Annotated in this window: 22 protein-coding genes; 10 read left to right on the top strand and 12 right to left on the bottom strand. The window is 68.1% G+C overall.

Annotated features, from left to right (window positions below):
• Positions 1-10: 10 nt before the first annotated feature.
• Together antB and antA are read right to left on the bottom strand one after the other, a co-directional pair.
• Positions 11-502 (bottom strand): anthranilate 1,2-dioxygenase small subunit, encoded by a 492-nt coding sequence (gene antB, locus JHD77_RS29050; protein WP_003116865.1) that lies wholly within the window; start codon positions 500-502, stop codon positions 11-13.
• The gene (gene antA, locus JHD77_RS29055; RefSeq protein ID WP_003113310.1) at positions 499-1893 is read right to left on the bottom strand and encodes an anthranilate 1,2-dioxygenase large subunit; all 1395 of its coding nucleotides are present in this window, start codon (positions 1891-1893) and stop codon (positions 499-501) included. Before antA ends, antB begins: the two co-directional genes overlap by 4 nt.
• Positions 1894-2209: 316 nt before the next feature.
• Here antA and JHD77_RS29060 point away from each other — a divergent pair, with 316 nt between their 5' ends.
• Positions 2210-3211, top strand: a complete 1002-nt coding sequence (locus JHD77_RS29060; RefSeq protein ID WP_003116868.1) for an AraC family transcriptional regulator — start codon at positions 2210-2212, stop codon at positions 3209-3211.
• An 8-nt stretch (positions 3212-3219) separates the two neighbouring features.
• On the opposite strand, the gene JHD77_RS29065 is transcribed toward JHD77_RS29060, so the two are convergent.
• A complete protein-coding gene (locus tag JHD77_RS29065) occupies positions 3220-4092 on the bottom strand; it encodes a LysR family transcriptional regulator (RefSeq protein WP_003089870.1) in 873 nt (290 codons plus the stop codon).
• 161 nt (positions 4093-4253) lie between these two features.
• Between JHD77_RS29065 and JHD77_RS29070 the strand changes: the two genes are divergently transcribed.
• The 3 genes from JHD77_RS29070 to catA are packed head-to-tail and all read left to right on the top strand — an operon-like array spanning position 4254 to position 6674.
• Complete coding sequence (locus tag JHD77_RS29070; RefSeq protein WP_003120080.1) at positions 4254-5375, top strand: muconate cycloisomerase family protein; 1122 nt, start codon at positions 4254-4256, stop codon at positions 5373-5375.
• A gap of 31 nt (positions 5376-5406) precedes the next feature.
• Positions 5407-5697 carry a muconolactone Delta-isomerase gene (gene catC, locus JHD77_RS29075; RefSeq protein ID WP_003089864.1) on the top strand — a complete coding sequence of 97 codons (291 nt, stop codon included), beginning with the start codon at positions 5407-5409 and terminating at the stop codon, positions 5695-5697.
• A gap of 44 nt (positions 5698-5741) precedes the next feature.
• Complete coding sequence (gene catA, locus JHD77_RS29080; protein ID WP_003089863.1) at positions 5742-6674, top strand: catechol 1,2-dioxygenase; 933 nt, start codon at positions 5742-5744, stop codon at positions 6672-6674.
• Positions 6675-6831: 157 nt separating this feature from the next.
• On the opposite strand, the gene JHD77_RS29085 is transcribed toward catA, so the two are convergent.
• Entirely contained in the window at positions 6832-7050 is a 219-nt protein-coding gene (locus JHD77_RS29085; RefSeq protein ID WP_003089862.1) for a hypothetical protein, read from the bottom strand.
• 362 nt (positions 7051-7412) lie between these two features.
• On the opposite strand from JHD77_RS29085, the gene JHD77_RS29090 reads away from it, so the two are divergent.
• Together JHD77_RS29090 and JHD77_RS29095 are read left to right on the top strand one after the other, a co-directional pair.
• Complete coding sequence (locus JHD77_RS29090; protein WP_003109544.1) at positions 7413-8759, top strand: OprD family porin; 1347 nt, start codon at positions 7413-7415, stop codon at positions 8757-8759.
• 251 nt (positions 8760-9010) lie between these two features.
• Positions 9011-9628: an immunity protein Imm33 domain-containing protein gene (locus JHD77_RS29095; RefSeq protein WP_003089860.1), complete on the top strand. Its 618-nt coding sequence runs from the start codon at positions 9011-9013 to the stop codon at positions 9626-9628.
• 3 nt (positions 9629-9631) lie between these two features.
• Here the strand turns inward: JHD77_RS29095 and JHD77_RS29100 are convergent, their stop codons facing one another.
• On the bottom strand, positions 9632-10885 hold the full coding sequence (locus JHD77_RS29100; RefSeq protein ID WP_023118541.1) for an ankyrin repeat domain-containing protein: 1254 nt from the start codon (positions 10883-10885) through the stop codon (positions 9632-9634).
• Positions 10886-11002: 117 nt separating this feature from the next.
• On the opposite strand from JHD77_RS29100, the gene JHD77_RS29105 reads away from it, so the two are divergent.
• Both JHD77_RS29105 and JHD77_RS29110 read left to right on the top strand, forming a co-directional pair.
• Positions 11003-12343 carry a leucine-rich repeat-containing protein kinase family protein gene (locus tag JHD77_RS29105; RefSeq protein ID WP_031755873.1) on the top strand — a complete coding sequence of 447 codons (1341 nt, stop codon included), beginning with the start codon at positions 11003-11005 and terminating at the stop codon, positions 12341-12343.
• Between the two features lie 103 nt (positions 12344-12446).
• Entirely contained in the window at positions 12447-12614 is a 168-nt protein-coding gene (locus tag JHD77_RS29110; RefSeq protein ID WP_003089849.1) for a hypothetical protein, read from the top strand.
• Between the two features lie 43 nt (positions 12615-12657).
• On the opposite strand, the gene JHD77_RS29115 is transcribed toward JHD77_RS29110, so the two are convergent.
• The 3 genes from JHD77_RS29115 to JHD77_RS29125 are packed head-to-tail and all read right to left on the bottom strand — an operon-like array spanning position 12658 to position 14986.
• Positions 12658-13884, bottom strand: coding sequence for a CynX/NimT family MFS transporter (locus JHD77_RS29115; RefSeq protein WP_003120087.1), 1227 nt, complete (start codon positions 13882-13884; stop codon positions 12658-12660).
• Positions 13881-14336 carry a nucleoside deaminase gene (locus JHD77_RS29120; RefSeq protein WP_003122651.1) on the bottom strand — a complete coding sequence of 152 codons (456 nt, stop codon included), beginning with the start codon at positions 14334-14336 and terminating at the stop codon, positions 13881-13883. Before JHD77_RS29120 ends, JHD77_RS29115 begins: the two co-directional genes overlap by 4 nt.
• A gap of 17 nt (positions 14337-14353) precedes the next feature.
• A complete protein-coding gene (locus tag JHD77_RS29125) occupies positions 14354-14986 on the bottom strand; it encodes an ankyrin repeat domain-containing protein (RefSeq protein WP_003109549.1) in 633 nt (210 codons plus the stop codon).
• A gap of 127 nt (positions 14987-15113) precedes the next feature.
• Between JHD77_RS29125 and JHD77_RS29130 the strand changes: the two genes are divergently transcribed.
• Positions 15114-15992: a LysR substrate-binding domain-containing protein gene (locus tag JHD77_RS29130; protein WP_003116874.1), complete on the top strand. Its 879-nt coding sequence runs from the start codon at positions 15114-15116 to the stop codon at positions 15990-15992.
• Between the two features lie 58 nt (positions 15993-16050).
• Positions 16051-16566, top strand: coding sequence for a DinB family protein (locus JHD77_RS29135; protein ID WP_003089838.1), 516 nt, complete (start codon positions 16051-16053; stop codon positions 16564-16566).
• A 154-nt stretch (positions 16567-16720) separates the two neighbouring features.
• Here JHD77_RS29135 and oprN read toward each other — a convergent pair whose 3' ends face one another.
• The 4 genes from oprN to mexT all read right to left on the bottom strand — a co-directional run bounded on the left by oprN (position 16721) and on the right by mexT (position 23735).
• Positions 16721-18139 carry a multidrug efflux RND transporter outer membrane subunit OprN gene (oprN, locus tag JHD77_RS29140; protein WP_003089836.1) on the bottom strand — a complete coding sequence of 473 codons (1419 nt, stop codon included), beginning with the start codon at positions 18137-18139 and terminating at the stop codon, positions 16721-16723.
• The gene (gene mexF, locus JHD77_RS29145; protein ID WP_003089834.1) at positions 18136-21324 is read right to left on the bottom strand and encodes a multidrug efflux RND transporter permease subunit MexF; all 3189 of its coding nucleotides are present in this window, start codon (positions 21322-21324) and stop codon (positions 18136-18138) included. Before mexF ends, oprN begins: the two co-directional genes overlap by 4 nt.
• Before the next feature lie 21 nt (positions 21325-21345).
• Positions 21346-22590: a multidrug efflux RND transporter periplasmic adaptor subunit MexE gene (gene mexE, locus JHD77_RS29150; RefSeq protein WP_003103549.1), complete on the bottom strand. Its 1245-nt coding sequence runs from the start codon at positions 22588-22590 to the stop codon at positions 21346-21348.
• 230 nt (positions 22591-22820) lie between these two features.
• Positions 22821-23735 (bottom strand): multidrug efflux system transcriptional regulator MexT, encoded by a 915-nt coding sequence (gene mexT / locus JHD77_RS29155; RefSeq protein WP_003089829.1) that lies wholly within the window; start codon positions 23733-23735, stop codon positions 22821-22823.
• Between the last annotated feature and the right edge of the window lie 145 nt (positions 23736-23880).

Here is a 23880-nt window from a genome sequence, read left to right on the forward strand (position 1 = left end):
GTCCCGCCGTTCAGAGGTGGTAGAAGTCGAGGACCGAGTCGATCCGGTCGTTGAGCAGGACGATGTGCTTGCGCGCGATCAGCCAGGCCTCTCCATGGGGTTTCAGGCGGTAGGTGGCATGGCCGAAGAAGCTGCCGGTCTGGTCCAGGCGCTGGAACAGGGTCTGCCAGTTGACCCGCACTCGCAGCAGGCCTTCGCCTTCCTCGGCGATGCGCACGTTGCCGATCTGGTGCAGGGTGCGCGGCATCGGCACGGTGGACGCGGCCTTGCCGGTGCGGATACGGAACACCCGGTCTTCCAGGCCGGCACGGCTGGGGTAGTAGATCAGCGACATCTCGCGCTTCGGATCGCGGGTGTAGCGCTGCTCGGACTCCCACTGCGGCAGGTGGAACTCGCACTGTTCGTCGAACTGCGCGAGGTAGCCGTCCCAGTCCTGGGCATCGCAGAGTTCGGCGTGGCGGTAGAGGAACTGTTCGACGCGGTACTGCAGTCCGGCGTTCATGGGGTCACCTCCTTCGCGCGCAGGGCCAGGCGCTCCAGGCCGTCGAGGAGGAAGCGCCGCCAATGCGCGTGCTGGTTGACGTAGAGGCCTTCGTGGGTGATCTCGGTGCCGGTCAGCAGCGGCGCGATACCCAGCGCCTGGCTGTTCGGCGTCGCGCCTTCGAGCCACTTGCCGTGGCCGCGGGAGATGTCGCTCCAGCGCTCCAGGCGGGCCTGGAAGCCACGCTGGGCTTCGCGGAACTCCACCAGGTCGTCGGGCGTGCCCATCCCGGAGACGTTGAAGAAGTCCTCGAACTGGCGGATCCGGTTCTCCCGGTCGGCGTCCGACTCGCCCTTGACGCCGATGCACTGGCTGACGATCTCGGTACGGTTCCAGGCCAGCGGGCGGACGATGCGCAGCTGCGAGCTGATCTGGTCGATGACGAACAGGCTGGGGTAGAGATTGAGGTTGCGCAGGCGATGCATCATCCACTCGGCGCGGGCCTGGCCGTATTCCGCCACCAGCCGCGGCATCACGCTGGCGTAGCCGGGGCGTACGGCGGGGTTGGGCATCTCGCTGAAGAGCACGCTGTGGCCGTTGGCGAAGGAGAACCAGCCGTCGTCGGTGGCCGCGTCGCCGGCGCCGAGCTTGCTGTAGTCGAGGGTGGCGGCCACGCCGCCGCGCTCGGCCTCGACCTGCTGGCGGTGCTGCACGGTGGCTACGTAGTTGTAGTGCACTGTGCTGACGTGATAGCCGTCCAGGCCATTCTCGTTCTGCAGCTTCCAGTTGCCTTCGTAGGTGTAGGTGGAGGTGCCGGGCAACACTTCCAGCTCGCCGCTGGGAGACTGCGCCACCAGCATGTCGAGGAACACCCGGGCGTCGCCGAGGAAGTCCACCAGGTCGTCCTCGCCGGCGACGTCCAGGCTGACGAAGACGAAGCCCCTGTAGCTCTGGATGCGCGCTTTCTTCAGGCCGCGGGTGGCCTTGTCGAAGCCTTCCGGGTATTCGCCCGGCGCCTTGACCTTCACCAGCCGGCCGTCGTTCTTGTAGCACCAGGCATGGAACGGACAGGTGAAGGTCGACTGGTTGCCCTTGCCGACCCGCACCAGGGTCGCGCCGCGATGCTGGCAGGCGTTGACCAGCGCGTGCAACTGGCCGTTGCCGTCGCGGGTGACGATCAGCGGCTGGCGTCCGGCGCGCAGGGTGACGAAGTCGTGGGGCCTGGCCAGTTCGCTTTCGTGGCAGGCGTAGATCCAGTTCTTTTCGAAGATCAGCTCCATCTCCAGGTCGAACAGCTCCGGTTCGGTGAACATGTCCCGGGCGATGCGGAAGATGCCTTCCTCGGGACGGAAGTCGAGGCAGCCGCCGACATAGTCGCGCCACTGTTCGAGGCTTCTGCGGGTAGCGTTCATGCGTTCTCACCCTTGTGCGTTGTCGTTATGGGTGACCCATTCAACGGCCGCGAGCGGGGGCGGGCTATCCGCTTAGTCGACGATGCGCATCCCGAAAATCCGCAGCCGCCGAGGAGTGGCCGGGGGGCTCGCGGAGGGCTCGGCCGAGGTTCGAGCGGCGCTTGCGGCGGACGCTTTGTCCGGAAAGTCGGCGAACGCTATCCGGATAGTGGAGGATGCGGGGAGCCGGCCTTGCGCCGGCATATGCCTTGCATTTTGCTGAAAACAGAGCGCCAGCAGAGCGCACCCCCAGCCTTGCCGTGTCGAGTGCCGAACCATGATGAGGACCCATCCCGTCGCCGATCGTGGCGATCTCCATGCCGACCACCTGGACCTGGCCGCCGCCCGTTCCTGGATGTCGAAGGTCTGCGGGCCGCACCGGCTCGAAGCGGCGAGCCCGGGACTGGTGCAGTTCGAGCACCACGGCAACGTGCTGAAGTCGATGTGCACCACCCTTGGCTACATCGGCTACGGTACCGACGTCACCATCACCGTCGAGGATGCCGCGGCGTTCAACGCCTACAGCCTGAGCCTGCCACTCAGCGGCGAGCAGGAGCTGTGCCGGGGCGGGCTGCGCCTGCTCTCCGACGTCCGCCGCGGGGTGATCATCGCGCCCAACGAGCGCCAGGAGCTGAGCATCGCCGGGGACTGCCGCAAGCTGCAGGTGGTGATCGGCCGCACGGCGATGCGCAAGGTCCTGGAGGAGATGTTGCAGCGGCCGATCGATACGCCCTTGCGCTTCGATCCGGAGATGGATGCCCTGGACGGCGCCTCCGCGTCCTGGTGGCGCACCGTGCGGCACATCAGCGAGGAGATGGCGCGCAGCGAACTCTACGCCCAGGCGTTTTTCAGCAGCGACCTGGAACGCGCGCTGATCAAGGGACTGATCCTGGCCCAGCCGAACAACTACAGCGAGGCCCTGCAGCAGGGCCTTGGCGGGCGCCCGCCGCACTACCTGCTGCGCGCCCGCGAGTTTCTCCAGGCCAACGCCCGCGAGACCCTGAGCCTGGAGGACGTGGAACGCGCCGCCGGGGTCTCGCGGTTCAAGCTGTTCGAGGGCTTCCGTCGCTACTTCGGGGTGTCGCCGATGAGCTACCTGAAGCACTACCGGCTCGCCGCGGTGCGCGAGGAAATCCTCGCCAGCGGCGGCGCCCGCAGCATCTCGACGATCGCCCTGGGCTGGGGCTTCAGCCACCTCGGACGCTTCTCCGTGGACTACCGCAAGCGCTTCGAGGAAACCCCGAGCATGACCCAGCGCCGCGCTGCGCGGCGCTCCTGAGAGGGCGTTCAGGCGTCCTCGCGGCCGATCAGCGCCAGGCAGCGCCGCAGGTGCGGGGAGCCGTCGCCCTGGCGCCGGCTGACGATGATCGGCGAGGTCAGGGAGGCGTCGGCCAGGGCCTGGTAGGCGACGTCGTCGCGGTGCTGCAACTGCACCGAGGCCGGCACCAGGGTCGCGCCGAGTCCGGCGGCGACCAGGCCGATGGCGGTCTGCATCTCGTTGGCCCATTGCGTCACGCGCAGGCTCAGGCCGTGGGTGGCGAACAGCGCCAGCACGTGGTCGGCGTAGCTCGGCCGCGGCTGGCCGGGGTAGAGCACGAACGGCTCGCGCGACAGGCGCTCCAGGCTCAGCGGCTGGCCGAGCAACGGGTGCCCGGCGGGCAGGGCGGCGACCAGCGGCTCTTCGCTGAGCACGCTCTGGCGGATCGCCGGGTCGTCGATGCGGATGCGTCCGAAACCGATGTCGATACGCCCGCTCTTCAGCGCCTCGACCTGTTGCAGGGTGGTCATCTCCAGCAGGCCCAGCTCCAGCTCCGGGTCGCCGCGCAGGTGGCGGATCAGCTCCGGCAGCACGCCATACAGCGCCGAGGGCACGAAGCCGATGCCGAACCACTGGCGCTGGCCCTGGCCGATCCGCCGGGTGCTGTCGCAGATGCTTTCCAGTTGGTCCAGGAGCGTCGCGCTCTGTTCGTGGAAGAAGCGCCCGGCTTCGGTCAGGCGCAGCGGCCGGCCGCGCTCCAGCAGGGCCACCCCGAGCATTTCCTCGAGTTGCTGGATCTGCCGGCTCAGCGGTGGCTGGGCGATGTGCAACTGCTCGGCGGCGCGGGTGAAGTTGAGGGTCCGGGCCAGCGCCTGGAAGTAGCGCAGGTGACGAAGCTCCATGATACCTCCAGGGTATGGTTCGAGAGGAAGATGATATTGGACCCCAGTGAAGAAGGCGATGGATGCTTGGCCGAAACGACGGCGAAACCCGCTCGGTATCGAGCGAGCCTTGAGCAGCGAACCGTCGAAAACCCGACCGCAACCCTGGTGGACCCCCGAGAATGAGCCAAGCCGTGATCCAAAGCCTCGAGTCGATCATCGTCGACCTGCCGACCATCCGCCCGCACAAGCTGGCCATGCACACCATGAACCGGCAGACCCTGGTGATCCTCCGCCTGCGTTGCAGCGACGGCATCGAGGGCCTCGGCGAAGCCACCACCATCGGTGGCCTGGCCTACGGCAGCGAGAGCCCGGAGAGCATCAAGAGCAATCTCGACGCGCATTTCGCCCCGTTGCTGCTGGGCCAGCCGGCGGACAACGTGAATGCCGCGATGCAGCGCCTGGACCGACACATCAGGGGCAACACCTTCGCCCGCTCGGCGGTCGAGACCGCCTTGCTCGACGCCCATGGCAAGCGCCTCGGCCTGGCCGTCAGCGAACTGCTCGGCGGCCGCCTGCACGACAGCCTGGAGGTGGCCTGGACCCTGGCCAGCGGCGACACCGGCCGCGACATCGAGGAAGCCGAGCGGATGCTCGACCTGCGCCGCCACCGGCATTTCAAGCTGAAGATCGGCGCCGGTGAGGTGGATGCCGACGTGGCCCACGCGATCGCCATCAAGCGCGCCCTCGGCGAGCGCGCCAGCGTGCGGGTGGACGTCAACCAGGCCTGGGACGAAGGCGTTGCCCAGCGTGCCTGCGCGACGCTCGGCGACAACGGCATCGCCCTGATCGAACAGCCCATTGCCCGCCACAACCGCGTCGGCCTGGCGCGCCTGAGCAGCCGCGGCGGCGCGCCGATCATGGCCGACGAGGCCATCGAGAGCGTCGAGGATGCCTTCCATCTGGCTCGCGAGGGCGCCGCCCCGGTGTTCGCCCTGAAGATCGCCAAGAACGGCGGACCGCGCGCGGTGCTGCGTAGCGCGGCGATCGCCGAGGCGGCCGGGATCGGCCTGTACGGCGGGACCATGCTCGAGGGCGGCATCGGCACCCTGGCCGCCGCCCACGCCTTCGTCACCCTCGACCGCCTGGCCTGGCACAGCGAACTGTTCGGCCCGTTGCTGCTGACCGAGGACATCCTCCTCGAGTCGCCGCGCTACCAGGATTTCCACTTGCACGTGCCGCGTGCGCCGGGTCTCGGCCTGGCGCTCGACGAGGAGCGCCTGGCGCGCTTCCGCCGGCGCTGAAGCCGTCCCGCAGACAGAGGAGAAACGACCGATGCTGTTCCACGTGAAGATGACCGTGAAGTTGCCCGTCGACATGGACCCGCAACAGGCCGAGCGGCTCAAGGCCGAGGAGAAGGAAATGGCCCAGCGCCTCCAGCGCGAGGGCAGCTGGCGGCACCTCTGGCGGATCGCCGGGCACTACGCCAACTACAGCCTGTTCGACCTGCCCAGCGTCGAGGCACTGCACGACACCCTGACCCGGCTGCCGCTGTTTCCCTACATGGACATCGAGATCGACGGGCTTTGCCGGCATCCCTCGTCGATCCATGCCGACGACCGCTGAGATTCCCTTCCCACGCCCGACAACAACAAGCAGAGGCAAACGCCATGACCGTGAAGATTTCCCAGACTGCCGATGTCCAGCGCTTCTTCGAAGAGGCCAGCGGCCAGCTCAACGAACGCGGCGATCCGCGCACCAAGGCCCTGGTGCGGCGCATCCTCGACGACACGGCGAAGCTGATCGAAGAGATGCAGGTCACGCCCGACGAATTCTGGAAAGCGGTGGACTACCTGAACCGCCTGGGCAGCCGCCAGGAAGCCGGCCTGCTGGCCGCCGGGCTGGGCCTGGAGCATTACCTGGACCTGCTGCTCGACGCCCAGGACGCCGAGGCCGGCCTCACCGGCGGCACGCCGCGCACCATCGAAGGGCCGCTGTACGTCGCCGGCGCGCCGCTGAGCGATGGCGAGGCACGGATGGACGACGGCCGCGACGCCGGCACCGTGATGTTCCTCCAGGGCCGCGTCAGCGGTCCCGACGGCCAGCCGCTGGCCGGGGCCATCGTCGATGTCTGGCATGCCAATACCCAAGGCACCTATTCCTACTTCGACAGCAGCCAGTCCGAATACAACCTGCGCCGGCGCATCCGCACCGACGCCGACGGCCGCTACCGTGCGCGCAGTATCGTGCCGTCCGGCTACGGTTGCCCGAGCGACGGCCCGACCCAGGAACTGCTCGACCGCCTCGGCCGCCACGGCCAGCGGCCGGCGCACATTCACTTCTTCGTCTCGGCGCCCGGCCATCGCCACCTGACCACCCAGATCAACCTGGCGGGCGACCGCTACCTGTGGGACGACTTCGCCTATGCCACCCGCGATGGGCTGATCGGCGACCTGCGCTTCAACGACGACCCCGCCGCGGCCCGCGACCGCGGCGTGGAGGGCGGACGCTTCGCCGAACTGGATTTCGACTTCCAGCTCCAGGCCAGCCCGGCACCCGCCGCCGAGCGCCGCAGCCAGCGGCCGCGGGCATTGCAGGAGTAAGGTGGGAAACGGGGAGGGCGGCTGGTCGCTGGCGACCATGCCGCCTTCTTCCGCCAGGCGCGACGGCGGATAAAAAAAGGCGCCATGACTGGCGCCTCAGGACTTGTCCAAAGGAGCAACCCAAAAAGGACAAGTGTATTGCTCGGTGAAAGGCTGCTCAGCCGTTGCCGTTCTTGCGCTCGGCGCATTTGCTGCGGTCGGTCTTCTGCGCTTGCGCTTCCAGTTGTTGCTTCTGCAGGCGCTTTTCGCGCAGTTCTTTCTGCGCGGCGCGGAATTCGGCGTTGTACTGCCAGGAGCGTTCGCTGCCGTCCTGGGCCTGGGCAGTAGCGGCGCCGGTCGCCAGCAGGGCGGCCAGCAGCATCGGGATGATCTTCATGGCAAACCTCTCGGGTTGGCTCGTCGCCGGGGCGAGGTATTCGTCCCGTTTGAGCAAAGAGTAAGAGCGGACGGATTACCCGAGGGTGAGTGGAGAATTACGTTTCCGATAACTTCGGCGATGCTCCGTTGCATGGCGGAGGAGTCTGCGCGAAGCGCATTAAGTGCGAGTTAAGATTGCGGAAAAGTAATCCCCGCCTCATGTCTGCGTCATTTCCCCGGTTCCAGAATCAGCCCCACGGTCAATGCCGGTTGCGGCAGGACTGCGCGGGGGCGCGATCGACCAGAAGTTCACGCACAGCCAGCGCCGCAAGGCATGGCCGCAGAAGAAAAACAGACATGAACCGATCTGGAGCAATCGCCATGCAAGGGGATGGAAAGAAACGACTGTGGACGCTTCCACTGCTGCTGGGCGCCGGACTGATGGCCTCGGCCGTCGCCGAGGAGAACGCCGAGCGGAGCAAGGAAGGTTTCATCGAGGGCAGCGAGGTCAACCTGCTGCTGCGCAACTTCTACTTCAACCGCGACTTCCGCAAGGGCCAATCGAGCCCGGCGGGCGGCGGCTACACCGAGGAATGGGTGCAGGGCTTCATGGCCAACTTCTCCTCGGGCTTCACCCAGGGCACGCTGGGCGTCGGCATCGACGCCTTCGCCCAGCTCGGCGTGCGCCTGGACAGCGGCGGCGGGCGTTCCGGCGCCGGCGGTAGCGTCGACCTGCTGCCCTATGACGACCAGGGGAGGCCGCAGGACGACTATTCGCGAGCCGGCGGCGCGGTCAAGCTGCGCTGGTATGGCACCGTGCTGCGGGTCGGCGACGTGTTCCCGGAAACCCCGGTAATCCAGTACGGCAACAGCCGGCTGTTCCCCTCCAGCTTCCGTGGCTTCACCCTGGTCAACGACAGCCTGGCGAAGGGCCTGACCCTGCAGGCCGGCAAGCTGAACTCGATGACCCAGCCGAACAGCACCAGCGGCAGCGACGACTTCTACAGCTTCTACACCGGCCGGCGCATCGACTCGCCGTGGGTCGCCTACGCCGGCGGCGACTACCAGGCCACCGAGCACTGGAGCGTCAGCCTCTACGGCAGCCGCCAGAAGGACGCCTGGGACCAGTACTACGCCGGCACCAGCTTCAACTATCCGCTGGACGACAAGCTGTCCCTGCTCGGCGGCGCCAACTACTACAAGGTCAAGGACCAGGGCAGGCAGGTGATGGGCGAACTCGACAACGACATCTGGAGCGTGCGCGGCGGCTTCGCCTACGGTCCGCACCAGGTGCTGCTGTCGTACCAGCGCAACAACGGCGACGACGACTTCGACTACCTGCGCCAGACCGACTCCATCTACCTGGACAACTCGATCCAGTACAGCGACTTCAACTCGCCCAAGGAACGCTCGCTGATGCTCCGCTACGACCTCGACATGGCCGCCTTCGGCGTGCCGGGGCTGAGCTTCATGACCCGCTATGGCAAGGGCTGGGACGCCGATTATTCGAATGCCAACAGCGTCTACATGCGCACCGACGCCAACGGCAACCCGCTGACCAACCAGGGCCGCTGGGAACGCGACGTGGAGGTCAAGTACGTGGTGCAGGGTGGCGCGGCCAAGGACCTGGCGTTCCGCGTGCGCCAGGCCACCGTGCGCTCCGACAGCTTCGAGTCGGACCTCGACGAAGTCCGCCTGATCGTCGAATACCCGCTGCAAGTCCTCTGAAGGCGCGCCGCCGCCCCATCCGGGGCGGCGCTCTGCGACAGCCCGTTGCTGGCGGCTGCGCGGCGGCGCTGCTACTTTCCTCTGGGTAGGCGGGCCGAAGGGCGGTTCCTGGCCGGGCATGGCTTCGACCTGCCGGTGGGCGCCGCGACCCGAACCTCGGCCACGCCATTCCACCCATGCCGCCCGGGCACCGGCGTGCCCGTGGCAGCCCAGGCTACGGGCGCCGCGTAGCCAGCCAAGCGGGAGTCGACATGGCCTCGTGGACCTTGGTGGACGCCAGCGCGATCGCTGTCCGCCATCCCTACACCTTCTACAAACCGGACGCGGAGACCATCGACCGGGTCGCCGCCGGGGAAAGCGTCAAGCTGATCTTCGCCTTCGATACCGACAACCCCGATGCGCCGCGCGCCGAGCGGCTCTGGGTGACGGTCGAGGGCATCGAGGCGGATGGCGCCTTCAGCGGCCGCCTGGACAACTATCCGCAATACATCCGCGACCTGTCGCTGGGCGAGCGCATCGTCTTCGAGGCGCGGCACATCATCAACACCGAGCACGACCCGCGGGAAACGCCGATCTCGCGCTATGCCCGGCGCTGCTTCGTGACGCGCCGGGTGATAGACGAGGGGAAGGCGGTCGGCTACCTCTACCGCGAGGCGCCGGAAGAGGAAAACGACAGCGGCTGGCGACTGATGGCCGGCGACGAGTCGGACGACTACATGAATACCGCCGGGACCACCGCCTACGTCAGCCTGGGCTCGGTGCTGAACGCCGACGACAGCATCCTGCCGCTGCTCGACGCGCCGCCGGGACGGGCGTTCGAGCGGCTGGCCGACGGTTCCTTCATCGAGGTGCAGGGACCGGAGGGTTGAGCCTCAGCCTGGCAGCTCGGCGAGGAAGCGCTCCAGGCGCTCGGCCAGGGCCAGGTAGTCGTCGGGACTGCGGTTGCTGCCCATCTTTCCCGACCTGACCCGCCTGGCGTCGCTGCGCTCGCGCTCGGCGCGGCTGGCGAGGGCCAGACGCAGGGCGCTGGCCCTCGTCGGCGACTCCTCCAGCAGCGGTCGCGCCATGATCCGCGCGGCGTCGGCGTCGCCGTATTGCAGGGCGAGGAGCACCGTATTCGGGTCGGAGATCGCGCCGAGCCGCAACAGGCGTTCGGCCAGGACCGCATCGAGGTGCGCGGCGCCAATCTGCAGGCTGTCCTGGTGCACCGCGACGCCCTGGTCGAGCAGCCATCTGGCGGCCTCCAGGCGCCCGCGGGCGAGGCAGGCCTCCAGCACGCCGCCGCGTCCGCGCAAGGTTTCGGCGAAGTCGCAGCCGGCATCGCGTAGGCGTTGCAGCAGGTCGATGTCGCCGTCTTGCGCAGCTTCGGCCAGGGCCAGTTGACGCAGCCTTGGTTCGGCGGCCAGGCTGCCGTCGGCGAGGGCCGGCCGCCAGTCGAGGATGCGCTGGCGCAGCAGGACTTCCAGGCGGCCCTTCAGCGCCTTGCCGGGCTCCCCAGCGGCCTCCAGGGCGTCCAGCGCTTCCAGTAGCTCGTCGGCCACGCCGCAGGCGTTCTCGGCGTCGAACGGGTCCTGTTCGAAGGACAGCAGGCGGAACAGCCCGCCGACGTCGTCGGCCAGGCGCGTCACCGAATCCTGGTGCAGGCGTCCGGCCCAGGCCGGCGGCAGGCCGTGGCTCCAGGCGATTACCGCGCCATGCTCGGGGCCGGGTTCGACGCAGACGTAGAGCCGCTCCAGGTACTCGAAGCCACCGAACGGCAGGTAGGCCAGCTTGCCGTTCCAGTCGCGGCCTTCTTCTGCCGCGGCTTCCGCCGCCAGCTCGCGCTCGTGTTCGATCCAGCCCCAGAGGTCGTGGTAGCCGTCGCTGTCCGGATAGAACAGTTCGCTGAAAGAGAACGGGTGGCGGTGGCCGTCGTAGTCGACTTCCAGGTCATAGCCGAGGCGCCCGCCGAAACAGGTGCGCCAGAGGCGTAGCAGGTCTTCTGGAATCGGTCCGGCCAGGCCTTCGGCAAGACGCTGGACGTGTTCGGCGGACACCGGCGGTTGGGCGTCGTACACCACGCAGCCGTCGAACACGGCCAGGCGATGGGCCAGCAGGAGTTGGCGTTCGGCGGGGGAGAGTTCCATTCTCTGTGGTCCTGTCGATTCGGGGCGGCCACTCTAGCACGGCGAGGGTGCGCGTTCCGCAACGCCTTGGCTATCATGCGCGGCTTTCCATCCGCCCTGGCCGGAGTCCGTCGAACCATGCACACCTTGCAGCAACTGCGCAGCGGCGAACTGGCCGGCGCCACGCGCCTGGACCTGTCCTGCGGCCTGCGCGAGTTCCCCCGGGAAATCTTCGAGCTGGCCGACTCCCTGGAGGTGCTCAACCTCAGCGGCAACGCCCTGGACAGCCTGCCGGACGACCTCGGGCGGCTGCATCGTCTCAAGGTGCTGTTCTGTTCCGCCAACGACTTCGACGAATTGCCGGCGGCGGTGGGCGACTGTCCGGCGCTGAGCATGGTCGGCTTCAAGTTCAACCGCATCGAGCGGGTGCCGGCCGCGGCCCTGCCGCCAGCGCTGCGCTGGCTGATCCTCACCGACAACCGGATTGCCACGCTGCCCGAGGAACTGGGTCGCCGGCCGTTGCAGAAGCTGATGCTGGCCGGCAACCGCCTGGAGGCCTTGCCCGAGAGCATGGCCGCTTGCGAAGGCCTGGAACTGCTGCGGATCGCCGCCAACCGTTTCCAGCGCCTGCCGGCCTGGCTGGCGACGCTGCCGCGCCTGGCCTGGCTGGCCTACGCCGGCAACCCGTTGTGCCGTCTGCCGGCGCTGGCCGACAGCGGCATCGCTGCGCTGGACTGGAGCGAGCTGAGCCTGGACGGTTTGATCGGCGAAGGAGCCTCCGGGGTCATCCATCGCGCCGGCTGGCACCAGCCGGACGGCTCGACGCGCACGGTGGCGCTGAAGCTGTTCAAGGGCGAAGTGACCAGCGATGGCACCCCCGCCAGCGAGACGGCCGCCTGCCTGGCGGCGGGGCGCCATGCGCAATTGATCGAGGTGCTCGGCCAGCTCGCCGGGCATCCGCAAGGGCGCGACGGGCTGGTGCTGGAGCTGCTCGACGACGCCTATCGCAACCTGGCGGGGCCGCCGAGCCTGGAGTCCTGTACCCGCGACGTCTATCCGCCGGGACTGCGCTTCGAGCTGGCCACGGCGCTGCGCCTGGCGGCCTCGCTCGCCGCGTTGATGGCCCATCTGCATGGACGCGGCATCAGCCATGGCGACTTCTATGCGCATAACATCCTCTGGCGCGAGGATGGCGCCTGCCTGCTGGGCGATTTCGGCGCCGCGTCCTTTCTCCCGGACGACGCCGTGCTCGCCGGCGCCCTGCGGCGCCTGGAAGTACGTGCCTTCGCCTGCCTGCTGGAAGAGTTGCTCGAGCGCAGCGAGGCGCCGCCGGGGCAGGCCTCGCTACGTGCGGCGCTGGTCGAGTTGCAGCGACGTTGCGCGCTGCCACGGGTGAGCGAGCGGCCGGACTTCGGCGAGATCCAGGCGATCTTGCGCGACCTTGCCGCTCGCAGCCAGGCGTTTCCTCAAGTTCGATGAATTTGTCCGAAATTGACCGCAGGCTGATAAATATCAACGTAGTTCTAGCGGGCTTGGAGCTAGACTGACAAGTATGTCAGGAACGCGGCCAACGAGGGTAAACATGGATTCCTACGGCGTCACTTTCGCAATCATCGTGCTGGGCATGCTCTTCATCGGCACGGGTTTCACCAAGCGCGACACGCCGTTCGGCCTGTTCCTCATGTGGGTCGGGGTGATCTGCATGCTGGCCATCATCAGCTACCGCATCTATATCGCCACCCATTACTGAAGCGCCACCCGCGCCTGCAATGGCGGGCGCGGAGGTCCGCCGCTCAGTCGCGCGTCTCGCCCATGGCCCGGGCATAGCCGGACGGGGCGAAGCGCAGGGTCACCAGCAACATCGCCACCACGCTCGCCGCGAGCAGCAGCCAGGAGGCCTGGAAGCTGCCGGTGACGTCGCGCAGCCAGCCGGTCAGGTAGGGCACGATGCCGGTGATGATGAAGCCGATGCCTTGCACGAAGGCCGCCAGGCTTCCCGCCGCACGCGGCTCGTGGAGGTGGTCGAGGGTCAGGGTCAGGCTGAGGGCGAAGCAGGCGCCCAGGCCGTAGCCGATCAACGCCACCCACAGCGCCGCGTGCTGCAGCGGCATCAGCAGCAGGCCGCAGAAGCCGCCGAGCTGGACCAGCAGCGCGGCCAGCAGCCAGGGCCGGCGGTCGAGGCGGCGGCGAATCAGCAGCGGCACGCTGAGCGCGGCGAGCACCTGGAAGATGGTCATGATCCCGACCAGCCCGCCGCTGTCCTGGGCGCTCCAGCCGAGCTGGCGGTAGTACACCGGCAACCAGGCCACCATGCTGGTGTAGCCGCCGTTGATCAGCCCGAAATACACCGCCAGCAGCCAGCCACGGCGATTGCCGAAGAAGTGCCGGACCGGCCCCTCGCCAGCGCTCGGCAGCACCTCCCTTGGCCGCGCGAACATCCACAGCAGCAGCGCCAGCAGGGCCGGTACGGCCCAGGCGCCGAGGCCGGCCTGCCAGTTGGAGAAGTGTTCGGCGATCCGCGGGCTGAGCACCGCCGCGGTTCCGCCGCCGGCCATCAGCGAGGCCGAGTAGAGGCCCATCGCCGCCGGGACCCGCCTCGGGAACCAGCGCTTGACCACGCCCGGTACCAGCGCCTGGATGATCGCCACGCCGCTGCCGGCCAGCGCGGCGCTGGCGATCAGCGCCAGCCCGCTATCCAGTTCCAGGCGCCAGAGGCAGGCCGCGGCGATGGCCAGCAGTCCGCAGACGATGCCGCGGTGCTCGGCCAGCCAGCGCCCGAGCCAGGGCAGCAACAGCGCCACCAGGCCCATGCAGAGCACCGGCAACACCGTCAGCAGCGACGCGCCCTGGAAGCCGAGACCGGTGCCGGCGGTGATTTCCTCGAGCAGCGGGCCGATGCCGGTGAGGATCGGTCGCAGGTTGATGCCGAGGCAGAAGATCACCAGCAGGCCGACCCAACTGACCTCCGCCGCGCCGACGCCGCTGGCGGCCTGGCCGCCAGAAGGGATTCGCGCGCTCATGCCTGGCGTTGCCGCCATTGCCGGTACAGACCCTCTTCGCCGGCAGGACGCAGGGCGCGTAGCGGCAGGCTCTGCCGCTGTGGCGGGCGCGCCATCTCGGCGTAGAGCGTGGCCGTGGACAGGCCGAACGGTTCGCCGTCCTCGTTGGAATAGGCGAACCAGGCCGCCTGGATGCCGCAGAGATGCATGGCGGCCAGACACATCGGGCAGGGATGGCCGCTGGCGTAGATCACACAACCGTCCAGACGCGGGCTGCCGAGCGCCTGACTGGCCTGGCGGATCGCCTGCAGTTCGGCGTGGGCACTGGGATCGTGGGTCTCGTGGATCTGGTTGACGCCGCGGGCCAGGACCCGCCCGTCGCGCACCAGCACGGCGCCGAACGGGCGGCCGCCGGCCTCGACGTTGGCGCGGGCGAGGGCGATGGCCTCGCGCATGAAGATTTCATCGGACATGTCTTTCTCCTTCGCTTTCATTGGGCGCCGGCGGCCAGCAGCAGCCGCTCGATCCCGCCCTGGCCGCGCTGGCGGGCGTGGGCCAGCGGGCTGACGCCGTCGGCATCGGCCAGGTTGACGTCGGCGCCGGCGTCGATCAGCAGGCGCACGATCTCCTGGTGGCGCGGACCACCGTCACTCAGCAGGATCGCCTCGAGCAGCCCGGTCCAGCCGAGCTTGTTGACATGGTTGGGATCGACCCCGGCTTGCAGCAGCGTCTTCACCACTTCCACATGGCCGCGTTCGCAGGCCGGGATCAGCGCGGTGCCGCCATAGCGGTTGGTACTCTTCAGGTCGGCGCCGTGGAGCAGGGTCAGGCGCAGGATTTCCAGGCGGCCCTCGGCGCCGGCCAGCAGATACGGGCTGTCGAGCCGGCTGTTCTGCCGGTTGACGTCGGCGCCGGCCTCGATCAACTGGCGCGCCACCGCCAGGTGGTCGTTGGCGGTGGCCAGCAGCAGCGGGGTGCTACCGTCGGCGCTGGGCGCGTCGACCTCGACCTTGCGTTCGAGCAGGCTGGCGACCTGCGCGGTATCGCCGCGACGCGCGGCTTCGAGCAATGCTCCGGCGTCGCTCGCGCCGGCGCCTCCGCTGAATGCTGCGCAGACCAGCATGGCTCCGCTCCTGCATAGATTGGCCAGGGACATGTCGATGGGCTCCGATAGGCGTTGGCGAAAAGTATGGCGTCGATGTCATGTATGCTGAAATTAAATGATGTAATGCCTTTCAGTGGGAGTGTGCATGCTCGATCTGGTCCTGCTCCGTACCTTCGTCAGCGTTGTCGACACCGGCAACTTCACCCGCGCCGGCGAACACCTGCACCTGACCCAGTCCACCGTCAGCCAGCAGGTCATCCGCCTCGAACAGAACCTCGGTTGCCGCCTGCTCGACCGCAGCCAGCGGCAGGTTTTGCCGACCGAGGAAGGCGAGCGTCTGCTTGGCTACGCGCGGCGCCTGCTGCGGCTCTCGGACGAGGCCAGCGAGGCCCTCAGCCCGGCCCATGGCGACGGCGTGCTGCGCCTCGGCGTGCCGGAAGACCTCGCCGGCGAAGTGCTGATGCCGGTGCTGACGCGCTTCACCGAAGAGCGTCCGCGACTGCGCCTGGAGGTCGAGAGCGGTCTCAGCCATCACCTGCTGCGCCTCTATCGCAGCGGCGAGCTGGACCTGCTGCTGGTCAAGCAGTGGGGGGCCGACAGCGACTGCCATGCACGCTGGGCCGAGCCGCTGGGCTGGTTCGGCAGCGCCGCGCGGCCGTTCGGCGAGGGTTCGCCGGAGGAGCCGGTGCCGCTGGTGGTGTTCCCGGTCGGCGCGCTGTATCGCCAGGAGATGATCCATGCCCTGGAGAGCATCGGGCGTCGCTGGCGCATCGGCTATTCCAGCGCCAGCCTGGCCAGCCTGGTGGCCGCGGTCGGCGCCGGACTGGGGGTCAGCCTGCTGCCGCTGGGCTGCGTCGGGCCCGAGCATCGCCTGCTTGGCGCGCAGTCCGGCTTCCCGCCCATCGCTGGCCTGGAGCTGGCGCTCTACGCGCGGCCCGAGCTGGACAGCGCCGGGCGCACCCTCCGCGACCGCCTGCGCGACCTCTGCGATGCACGCCTGGAAGGGTTGCAGGGCGAGCGCTGAGCGCTGTCTCCGGGCTATGATCCGGCTCCCTCAGCGAATGGACACGGAAGCCCGCCACATGTCCCGACCCACCCTGCAAGTCGACCTGCTGGTCGAGTCCTTCAATTACAAGGCCTGGTCCGACCGCCGCACCCTCGATGCCATCGCCCGGATCGACGCCGAGGCGTTCCCGGCCTCGCTGGCCTTCGCCTTGCAACAGCTCAATCACATGGCGATCGTCGAGGAACTGTTCAGGGCGCGCCTGCTGGGCGAGCCGGCGCCCCACCAACAGACCAACAGCGAGGTGGTGCCTGGCTACGACGTCCTGCGTCGCCGGCTGGAGGATTCGGCCGCCTGGTTCGCCGGCTATGTCGCCGAGCTGCCGCTGGAGCGTCGCGGCGAATGGCTGCGCTTCCGCTTCGCCGATGGCCGCGACGGCGGCATGACGCGCCAGGAGATCCTCTTCCATATCGTCAACCATGGCACCTACCATCGCGGCGCCATCGGTCATGCCCTCGACCTGGCGGGCGCGCCCCGGCCGGCGGATACCTACACCCTGTATATCCACTCCGCGCAGCCGGAGCGGCGGGAATAGCCCGCGGCAATGCCCGCCGAGCCTCTACGCCATCGCCGAGAAACGACGTGGGGCTCGACCGAGCCCCCGCGCTGCGCATAAAAAAGCCCCGCGACCAGGAGCTGCAATCGCGGGGCTGGAGTGGCCGATTTCCATCGGCCGGGGGATAGCCGGTTCAGGCGCTGGGTTGCCAGCCACCGCCGAGGGAGCGGTAGATCGCCACGATGCCGCGGTACAGCTCGACCTCGGCCTGGGCCTGGGCATCTTCGGCGGAGAGTTGCTCGCGTTCGGCGTCCAGCAGCACCAGGAAATCGGTGGTGCCTTCGCGGTAGCGGATCGCCGCCTGTTGCGCGGCGGCGCGGCTGGCTTCCGACTGGCGGACCAGCGAGACCAGGCGCTCCTGGCGCTTGCCATAGTCGCTGAAGGCATTCGCCGATTCTTCCAGGGCCAGCAGCACCTGCTGTTCGTAGCTGGCCAGCGCGGCGTCGGCGTCGGCCTTGGCGCCGCGCAGGCGGGCACGCACGCTGCCGAGGTCGAAGGCGGCCCAACTGATGCTCGGGCCGACGCTCCAGGCGCGGGCGGCGCTTGAGCCGATCTGCGAGCCCCGCCCGGCGGTGAAACCGAGGAAGCCGCTGAGGCTGACCCGCGGGAACAGGTCGGCGGTGGCCACGCCGACGTCGGCGGTGCTGGCGGCCAGGCGCCGTTCGGCGGCGCGGATGTCCGGTCGGCGGCGCAGCAGCTCGCCGGGATCGCCGATCGGCAGGGCCTTGGTGATCGCCGGCAGGTCGCGCGGCGAAAGGTCCACTGTCAACTCTTCCGGCCGTTGGCCGAGGAGGGTGGCGATACGGTGCCTGGCGCGCTCGGCTTCCGCCTGCAGTTGCGGCACGCTGGCGGCGGTGGCCGCCAGGCGCGCATCGGCGCGCAGTACGTCGAGTTCGGCACCGACCCCGGCGTCGCGCAGTTGCTCGGTGAGCTGGCGCGACTCCTTCTGGTTCTCCAGGTTGCTCAGGGCAATCTTCTCGCGCAGTTGCGCGCCGCGCAGCTGGCCGTAGGCGTCCACCAGCTCGGCGATCAGGCTGACCTGCAGTTGCTGCAGGTCGGCCTCGGCCGCTTCGCTGAGGGCGTCGCTGGACTCCAGCTGACGGCGGATGCGCCCGAACAGATCAAGCTCCCAGGCGCTATCCAGGCCAAGGTCGTAGCGCTCGCTGTTGACCCGGTCCTCGGTCACTCCCGGTTGCTGGCCCTTGCCGATGTCGGCGCTGGCGCGGCTGGTGACCACCGGGAAGCGATCGTTGGCCACGTCGTCGCGCAGGGCGCGGGCGGCGCGCAGGCGGGCGAAGGCCACGCGCAGGTCGCGGTTGCCGCTCAGCGACTGTTCGACCAACTGGTTCAGGGTCGGATCGTCGAACTGTTTCCACCACAGGCTTTCGAAGCGGCTGCGGTCGTAGGGCTTGCTCGCCGTGGCGTCGATCTTCGCCGCCGCGGTGTCGGGGGTCCGGTAGTCCGGACCCACCGTGCAGGCGCTGAGCGCCAGCAGACTGAACAGACCCAGGGCGGGCGCGAGCCCGCTCCGGATCGACTGCGCGTGAATCATGCATGCACCTCTGGCAGGCCTTTGTCGTTGGCGGCGCGGCGCGCTTCGCGGTTCTCCACGAAGCGGCGGATGAGGACGTAGAACACCGGCGTCAGCAGCAGGCCGAAGAAGGTCACCCCGATCATCCCGGAGAACACCGCCACGCCCATCGCATGGCGCATCTCGGCGCCGGCGCCGGTGGAGATTACCAGCGGCACCACGCCCATGATGAAGGCGATGGACGTCATCAGGATCGGCCGCAGGCGCAGGCGGCAGGCTTCCAGCACCGCGGCGACGCGGTCCATGCCTTCCTCCTGCTTGTCCTTGGCGAACTCGACGATCAGGATCGCGTTCTTGCACGCCAGCCCCACCAGAACGATCAGGCCGATCTGGGTAAAGATGTTGTTGTCGCTGCCGGCCAGGATCACCCCGGTGATCGCCGACAGCAGGGTCATCGGCACGATCAGGATCACCGCCAGCGGCAGGCTCCAGCTCTCGTACTGGGCGGCCAGCACGAGGAAGGCCAGCAGCACGCAGAGCGGGAAGACGAACAGCGCGGTATTGCCGGCGAGGATCTGCTGGTAGGTCAGCTCGGTCCACTCGTAGGTCATGCCGTTGGGCAGTTCCTCCTTCAGCAGCTTCTCGATCGCCGCCTGCGCCTGGCCGGAGCTGTAGCCCGCGGCCGGGGCGCCGTTGAGTTCGGCGGTGATGAAGCCGTTGTAGTGCATCACACGGTCCGGACCGGAGGTGTCGCTGACCTTGATGAAGGACGCCAGCGGGACCATCTCGCCGAGGTTGTTGCGCACCTTCAACTGGCCGATCTGCTCGGGTTCGAGGCGGAACTGCTGCTCGGCCTGGACGTTGACCTGATAGGTACGGCCGAAGCGGTTGAAGTCGTTCGCGTACAGCGAGCCGAGGTAGACCTGCAGGGTGTCGAAGATGTCGCTGATCGCCACGCCGTGGGTCTTGGCCTTCTCGCGGTCGATGTCGGCGTCGATCTGCGGCACGTTGACCTGGTAGCTGGAGAACACCGAGCTGGGTTCCAGCTCAGGCAGCGCACGGGCCTTGGTGATGATGTTCTGGGTCTGCTTGAACAGCTCCTCGTAGCCCTGGTTGCCACGGTCCTCGATCTGCAGGCGGAAGCCGCCGATGGTCCCCAGCCCCTGTACCGGCGGCGGCGGGAAGATCGCGATGTAGGCGTCCTGGATGTCGGCGTACTTGGCGTTCAGCGCGGCGGCGATGGCCCCGGCCGACTGGCTCGGGTCCTTGCGCTCGTCGAACGGCTTCAGCGGGGTGAACACGATGCCGCTGTTCGGGCTGTTGGTGAAGCCGTTGATCGACAGGCCGGGGAAGGCCACCGAGTCCGCCACGCCGGGCTGCGCCAGGGCGATCTCGGACATCTGCTTGATCACCGCCTCGGTACGGTCCAGGCTGGCCGCGTCGGGCAACTGGGCGAAGGCCACCAGGTACTGCTTGTCCTGCTGCGGGACGAAACCGGTCGGCGTGCTGGAGAAGCCGAAGTAGGTCAGCACCATCAGTCCGCCGTAGACCAGCAGGGCGATCGAGCTGCCGCGCAGGACCCGGTTCACCGTGCCGACGTAGCCATGGCTGGCGCGGTCGAAGAAACGGTTGAACGGACGGAACAGCCAACTGCCGAGGAGCTTGTCGAGGAACACCGAGAAGCGGTCCTTCGGCTCGTGGTGGCCCTTGAGCAGGACCGCCGCCAGCGCTGGCGACAGGGTCAGCGAGTTGAACGCCGAGATCACCGTGGAGATCGCGATGGTCAGGGCGAACTGGCGGTAGAACTGCCCGGTGAGGCCGGAGATGAACGCGGTCGGGATGAACACCGCGCAGAGCACCAGCGCCGTGGCGATGATCGGCCCGGTCACCTCGCGCATGGCACGCTTGGTGGCTTCCACCGGCTTGAGGCCGAGGCCGATGTTGCGCTCGACGTTCTCCACCACCACGATGGCGTCGTCCACCACGATGCCGATGGCCAGTACCAGGCCGAACAGCGACAGCGCGTTGAGCGAGAAGCCGAGCATGTGCATCACCGCGAAGGTGCCGATCAGCGACACCGGCACCGCGGCCAGCGGGATGATCGAGGCGCGCCAGGTCTGCAGGAACAGGATCACCACCAGCACCACCAGCACCAGGGCTTCGAACAGGGTGTGCACCACCGCCTCGATGGAGCCGCGGACGAAGATGGTCGGGTCGTAGACGATGGAGTAGTCCATGCCTTGCGGGAAGCTGTGCTTCAGCTCGGCCATCTTCTCCCGCACCAGGTTGGAGATCTCGATGGCGTTCGAGCCGGGACGCTGGAAGATCGGGATCGCCACCGCCGGCTTGTTGTTCAGCAGCGAACGCAGGGCGTACTGGTTGGAGCCCAGCTCGACCCGGGCGATGTCGCGCAGACGGGTGATCTCGCCGTTGGCGCCGGCGCGGATGATGATGTTCTCGAACTCTTCCTCGGTGACCAGGCGACCCTGGGTGTTGATCGACAACTGGAAGCTGGTATCGCTCGGCGCCGGCGGCGCGCCCAGGGTGCCGGCGGCGACCTGGCGGTTCTGCTCGCGGATGGCGTTGACCACGTCGGTGGCGGTGAGGTTGCGCGAGGCGACCTTGTTCGGGTCCAGCCAGACGCGCAGCGAATAGTCGCCGAGGCCGAACAACTGGACGTCGCCGACGCCGTCGAGGCGGGCCAGTTCGTCCTTCACGTTGAGCACCGCGTAGTTCGACAGGTAGAGCATGTCGTAGCGGTTATCCGGCGAGGTCAGGTGCACGACCATGGTCAGGTCGGGCGAGGCCTTGTCGACGGTGATGCCGAGCCGGGTCACTTCTTCCGGGAGCTTCGGCTCGGTCCGGGTGACGCGATTCTGCACCTGCACCTGGGCGTTGTCCAGGTCGGTGCCGAGGGCGAAGGTGATGGTCAGGGTCAGCTTGCCGTCGGAGGTCGACTGGGAGGACATGTAGAGCATGTTCTCCACCCCGGTGATCGCCTGTTCAAGGGGAGAGGCGACGGTCTCGCCGATGACTTTCGGGTTGGCGCCGGGGAAGTTGGCGCGGACCACGACGGTCGGCGGCACCACTTCCGGGTATTCGCTGATGGGTAGCTGGAACAGGGAGATGGCGCCGCCAATCAGGATCAGCAGCGACAGCACCGCGGCGAAGATCGGCCGCTGGATGAAGAATTGGGAGAAATTCATCGGTTCTTCCTATCGCCGCGCTCAGCCGCGCGGCTCGTTGCGAGTGGCGTTGTCCTTGGACGCCGCCACCTTCGGTGGTTCGCTGTCGCCGACCGACTGCCGCAGGCGCGCGAGGGTGGCCAGGGTGTCGGCGCTGGCCATCTCGACCTTCTGCGGATCCACCTGCATGCCCGGGCGGACCCGCTGCAGGCCATTCACGACGATCCGGTCGCCCTTGCTCAGGCCGCTGCGGACGATGCGCAGGCCCTCCAGCTTCGGTCCCATCTCGACGGTGCGGTAGACGGTCTTGTTGTCGCCATCCAGGACCAGCACGAACTTCTTGCCCAGGTCGGTGCCGACCGCTTCGTCCTTGATCAGGGTGGCGGCGTAGGTCTTGCTGCCGACCAGCTTCAGGCGCACGTAGAGGCCCGGGGTGAACTCGCCCTTGGCGTTGTCGAACACGGCGCGGCCGCGGATGGTGCCGGTACGCGGGTTGACCTGGTTGTCGAGGAAGTCCAGCCGGCCCAGGTGCGGGTTGCCGTCCTCGCTGCTCAGGCCGAGGTACACCGGGCTCTCGCTGCGCGTGTCGCGACCGGCCTGGCGGGCCAGCTCGACGTACTTGAGGAACACGCGCTCGTCGGCGTCGAAGTAGGCGTAGACCTTGTCGGTGCTGACCAGGGTGGTGAGCAGGGTCTCCCCGGAGTTGACCAGGTTGCCGGCGGTGACCTCGGCGCGGCTGACGCGACCGTCGATCGGCGCGGTGATCCGGGTGAAGCTCAGGTTCAGGCGCGCCGCGTCCAGTTGCGCCTGGGTCGCGGCGACCGCCGCCTTGGCTTCCTGGGCGGCGGTGGTGCGGGCGTCGGCGAGTTCCGCGGAGATCGCGTTGCTGGCGCGCAGGCGTTCGCCGCGCTGGGCTTCGTTGACGCTCCGCGCCTGGGCCGCGCGGGCCTGTTGCAGCTGGGCTTCGAGGCGCTTGACCTCGGCCTCGAACGGGCGCGGGTCGATCTGGAACAGCAGGTCGCCTTTCTTCACCAGTGCGCCTTCATGGAAGGCCACGCGGTCGATGTAGCCCGACACCCGCGGGCGCAGCTCCACCGACTCCGGGGCCTCCAGGCGGCCGGTGAATTCGTCCCACTCGTTCAGCGGTTGTTCGATGACTTCGGCGACGCTGACCTTGGGCGCCGCCATGCCTTGGGTGGTTTCCGGGGCCTTGCCGCAGGCGCTCAGGACCAGTACGGCCGCGAGTGCGAGGGGGTAGCGCCAGGAGAAGTGGGATGACTGTTCCATGCTTGACTCCGCCAGTCGGTTTTTCGGGATTGGCGAAGTCTGCGGGCTGCTCCGGCAGGGAACTAATCGAACGACGAGATTTTGATTATCACGAACAGTGATACATGGTTTTTCGTTTTCTGTAACAGTCGATGGTTATGGACAGTGCTTTCGATGGAATAAGCCGCACACCCGCGGCGCGCGATCGATTTTCCCGTTGCGACGCCTCGTGCGGGTAGCTGCCGGAGGGCTCAGAGACTGTCCGGATCGCCGATGAACATGCTGATCCGCGAGCGCAGCCAGCGTTCGGCCGGATCGTTGTCCTGGGCGCCGCGCCAAGCCATCGACAGTTCGAAGGCCCGGGTCTCGAACGGTGGGTCCTCGGCGCGTAGGCCGCCGGCGGCGATCAGCGCCTGGGCGGCGTAGTCGGGCACGGTGGCGATGATGTCGGTGCCGGCCAGGAGGGTGCCGAGGCCGTTGAACTGCGGCACCGCCAGGACCACCTTGCGCTTGCGGCCGAATTTTTCCAGCTCCTCGTCGACGAAGCCGCTGAGGTCGCCGGCGAAGGACACCAGCGCGTGCGGTCGCGCGCAATAGTCGTCGAGGGTCAGCTGGCCGGGCGCGGAGTCGGCGCGGAGGATCTTCGGCTTGCTGCGGCGCACGGTCTTGCGCTTGGCGTTGGCCGGCAGTTCGTCGGTGTAGCTGACGCCCACCGAGATCTCCCCCGAGGCCAGCAGGTTCGGCATCAATAGATAGTTGGCGCGGCGCACGACGAGGACGATCCCCGGCGCCTCCGCGCGCAGGCGGCGGAGCAGGGGCGGCAACAGGCCGAACTCGACGTCGTCGGAAAGGCCGATGCGGAACACCGCGGTGCTGGTCGCCGGATCGAACTCGCTGGCGCGACTCATGGCGGTGGAGATGGAATCCAGCGCCGGCGACAGGTGGGCGAAGATTTCCTGGGCTCGCGCGGTGGGTTCCATGCTGCGTCCGGTACGGACGAACAGCGGGTCGTCGAACAGCGTGCGCAGGCGCGACAGCGCGGCGCTGATGGCCGGCTGGCCGAGGAACAGTTTCTCTGCGGCGCGGGTCACGCTGCGTTCGTGCATCAGAGTCTCGAACACGATCAGCAGGTTCAGATCGACGCGGCGCAGGTCGTTTCGGTTCATGGCGTTCCTCGTTTCCAGGGGCTAGAGGCTGCAACCGCGGGGGCTCGCCGTCAAGCCTTGCGTGCGAGACGGGGCGGGGCCTGGCGAGGTGCCGGAGGGGCATAGGATCACTGACAGGCATAGCCATTATCAATAACGACGGGTG

Origin of the sequence: Pseudomonas sp. P20 (genome assembly GCF_016463925.1) — a bacterium.
In the GTDB taxonomy this organism is placed as follows: Bacteria; Pseudomonadota; Gammaproteobacteria; order Pseudomonadales; family Pseudomonadaceae; genus Pseudomonas; species Pseudomonas aeruginosa.

Coding starts and splice junctions, on each gene's coding strand:
- antB (WP_003116865.1), bottom strand. CDS start 502: ATGAACGCCGGACTGCAGTACCGCGTCGAACAGTTCCTCTACCGCCAC.
- antA (WP_003113310.1), bottom strand. CDS start 1,893: ATGAACGCTACCCGCAGAAGCCTCGAACAGTGGCGCGACTATGTCGGC.
- JHD77_RS29060 (WP_003116868.1), top strand. CDS start 2,210: ATGATGAGGACCCATCCCGTCGCCGATCGTGGCGATCTCCATGCCGAC.
- JHD77_RS29065 (WP_003089870.1), bottom strand. CDS start 4,092: ATGGAGCTTCGTCACCTGCGCTACTTCCAGGCGCTGGCCCGGACCCTC.
- JHD77_RS29070 (WP_003120080.1), top strand. CDS start 4,254: ATGAGCCAAGCCGTGATCCAAAGCCTCGAGTCGATCATCGTCGACCTG.
- catC (WP_003089864.1), top strand. CDS start 5,407: ATGCTGTTCCACGTGAAGATGACCGTGAAGTTGCCCGTCGACATGGAC.
- catA (WP_003089863.1), top strand. CDS start 5,742: ATGACCGTGAAGATTTCCCAGACTGCCGATGTCCAGCGCTTCTTCGAA.
- JHD77_RS29085 (WP_003089862.1), bottom strand. CDS start 7,050: ATGAAGATCATCCCGATGCTGCTGGCCGCCCTGCTGGCGACCGGCGCC.
- JHD77_RS29090 (WP_003109544.1), top strand. CDS start 7,413: ATGCAAGGGGATGGAAAGAAACGACTGTGGACGCTTCCACTGCTGCTG.
- JHD77_RS29095 (WP_003089860.1), top strand. CDS start 9,011: ATGGCCTCGTGGACCTTGGTGGACGCCAGCGCGATCGCTGTCCGCCAT.
- JHD77_RS29100 (WP_023118541.1), bottom strand. CDS start 10,885: ATGGAACTCTCCCCCGCCGAACGCCAACTCCTGCTGGCCCATCGCCTG.
- JHD77_RS29105 (WP_031755873.1), top strand. CDS start 11,003: ATGCACACCTTGCAGCAACTGCGCAGCGGCGAACTGGCCGGCGCCACG.
- JHD77_RS29110 (WP_003089849.1), top strand. CDS start 12,447: ATGGATTCCTACGGCGTCACTTTCGCAATCATCGTGCTGGGCATGCTC.
- JHD77_RS29115 (WP_003120087.1), bottom strand. CDS start 13,884: ATGAGCGCGCGAATCCCTTCTGGCGGCCAGGCCGCCAGCGGCGTCGGC.
- JHD77_RS29120 (WP_003122651.1), bottom strand. CDS start 14,336: ATGTCCGATGAAATCTTCATGCGCGAGGCCATCGCCCTCGCCCGCGCC.
- JHD77_RS29125 (WP_003109549.1), bottom strand. CDS start 14,986: ATGCTGGTCTGCGCAGCATTCAGCGGAGGCGCCGGCGCGAGCGACGCC.
- JHD77_RS29130 (WP_003116874.1), top strand. CDS start 15,114: ATGCTCGATCTGGTCCTGCTCCGTACCTTCGTCAGCGTTGTCGACACC.
- JHD77_RS29135 (WP_003089838.1), top strand. CDS start 16,051: ATGTCCCGACCCACCCTGCAAGTCGACCTGCTGGTCGAGTCCTTCAAT.
- oprN (WP_003089836.1), bottom strand. CDS start 18,139: ATGATTCACGCGCAGTCGATCCGGAGCGGGCTCGCGCCCGCCCTGGGT.
- mexF (WP_003089834.1), bottom strand. CDS start 21,324: ATGAATTTCTCCCAATTCTTCATCCAGCGGCCGATCTTCGCCGCGGTG.
- mexE (WP_003103549.1), bottom strand. CDS start 22,590: ATGGAACAGTCATCCCACTTCTCCTGGCGCTACCCCCTCGCACTCGCG.
- mexT (WP_003089829.1), bottom strand. CDS start 23,735: ATGAACCGAAACGACCTGCGCCGCGTCGATCTGAACCTGCTGATCGTG.